This is a genomic window from Photorhabdus hindustanensis, assembly GCF_002968995.1.
Taxonomy (GTDB): Bacteria; Pseudomonadota; Gammaproteobacteria; order Enterobacterales; family Enterobacteriaceae; genus Photorhabdus; species Photorhabdus akhurstii.
The window spans coordinates 1-1,647 of record NZ_PUWT01000211.1 but is presented as its reverse complement, the minus strand read 5'-3'; the positions used below and the strand labels follow the sequence as shown (position 1 = coordinate 1,647).

At 35.6% G+C, this 1,647-nt stretch carries 4 protein-coding genes; all 4 read right to left on the bottom strand.

The window, feature by feature from the left end; genetic code table 11:
- Positions 1–444: DUF2569 family protein (locus tag C6H66_RS25405; protein ID WP_105397075.1), on the bottom strand; the 444-nt coding region annotated here is incomplete at its 3' end.
- 266 nt (positions 445–710) lie between these two features.
- A complete protein-coding gene (locus tag C6H66_RS27200; RefSeq protein WP_248000837.1) occupies positions 711–860 on the bottom strand; it encodes a hypothetical protein in 150 nt (49 codons plus the stop codon).
- 210 nt (positions 861–1,070) lie between these two features.
- Positions 1,071–1,403 carry an Imm45 family immunity protein gene (imm45, locus tag C6H66_RS25395; protein WP_248000836.1) on the bottom strand — a complete coding sequence of 111 codons (333 nt, stop codon included), beginning with the start codon at positions 1,401–1,403 and terminating at the stop codon, positions 1,071–1,073.
- A 1-nt stretch (position 1,404) separates the two neighbouring features.
- A partial coding sequence (locus C6H66_RS25390) for a colicin E3/pyocin S6 family cytotoxin (protein WP_248000835.1) occupies positions 1,405–1,647 on the bottom strand: 243 nt, incomplete at its 5' end.

Sequence of the window (1,647 nt, the reverse complement as noted above, 5' to 3'; positions counted from 1 at the left end):
CACCCATACACATGCATAAAACACAGTTCTAAAAAGCAAGAAAAGATGATTATAATCCAGTTTTATTTCATATCCATAATGAGCCAACGCTAAATCGGTGATGACAAATAATGAGGTAAAAACTAACAGGATAATGTAAAACAAAGGTGTTTTCTTCTTTTTTCTAAAGAAGAGAATAGATGTATAAAGTGCAATTCCAAAAATAATTGTAAAACAGAAAAACTCAAATCCTATAAGGATACGTAATTCACCCAGAGAATCATAACTAGAGTTTAAGATTGTCATTGTTTTATATGAACTAAATAAATAGCTAAATATTGAAAAGATAAGATTTATTGCAGGTAAATAGAGAAACCCGCCAATGCCACTTAATTCTTTCTCTTCACATGCTGCACAAAAGTCTGATTCATGTAATGCTGGGCTTTCACATTTAATACACTTCACAAAATTTCTCTAAATAGTAATTTTAATCCAAAGATTGATTGTTAATTCACGTTAAATCATACAGGTGATAGTATATAAACTAATAACTTGTCAGTCCGATAAATACTCCTATTTTTAATGTAGTTATTTACATCTCCAAGTGAAAAAAAATATTTCACCTTGGCTTTTCCCTGAATTTTTCCTATTAATGCGCTGTAATCACTTTGTAATACCCGCAGTTCTTTGGCAACGGCAACACATTGCTCTGCACCAGTACAGCTTGTTATTCATGCCTGAACCTTGTCATACTCCTGCCGATATTTATCCCTAACGGCAGAACGGCAACTGGTATCACCCTGACAATTAACCAGTTCCTCACTGCGTGATTGATTCTTCTCCACACTGAGGTGGTTATTGTCCACAACAACGCATTCCATTGCGAAGTTGACCGGAAAATATCAATTTTCATAATTTAATCAGCATGTTACAGTCAATTCTTCCCTGTACGGTTTGATGCTCAACCCACAACGCCCCGACGCGACTTTTTAGCCTGTAAGCCACTTTGCTCCGACTTAATCAACTACACCTTAAATGGTCAGATGGTTGTCCAACATTTACAGTGTAGTTCACGAAGCCAAGGTTTATATTCAAGCAACTGGAGTTGCTATATATCGTTCGAATACATAGACGTCACTGACATCACATTCTGGGTAAATCCATTTTGCCCAGTTATCTATAATCCATTGGGTGCTTAATCCCCTTGTTTCAATTAAACTACATTCCGCTGGTAGTTTTACCAATATCAACCCAGCCTTATGTCCAGAAGTGACAATCAATCCATAAGGGCGTTCAGTATTTGATAAATCAACTACCATAAAATCTACAAATTCCTCATAAGGCCATTGTGCTGGTAAGCGAAAAACATTTCCGTGCCTTAAAACATGATCCTGAATATCTATTAACTTCATTATATTTTTCATACTATTTAACCTTTAAATCATGGCTACCTGACTTATCAATACTGTTATCTATGGGCCTCATCCCCATATCAACCTCACCTTGATGTTTACCTGTCTTGGGATGTACTTGTTCGAAACGGCCATGTTGAGTATCCAATGCATAAAGATAACCATCTTTCCCTTTATAAACATCCCGATTATTTAGTTTAGTTAACCGATTATCTTTAATCATTCCATTTGATGAAATAACTTGGGCTGCCATTTG

Bases quoted from the DNA above. Each gene is read 5' to 3' on its own strand.
- C6H66_RS27200 (WP_248000837.1), bottom strand. From the start codon at position 860: ATGGAATGCGTTGTTGTGGACAATAACCACCTCAGTGTGGAGAAGAAT.
- imm45 (WP_248000836.1), bottom strand. From the start codon at position 1,403: ATGAAAAATATAATGAAGTTAATAGATATTCAGGATCATGTTTTAAGG.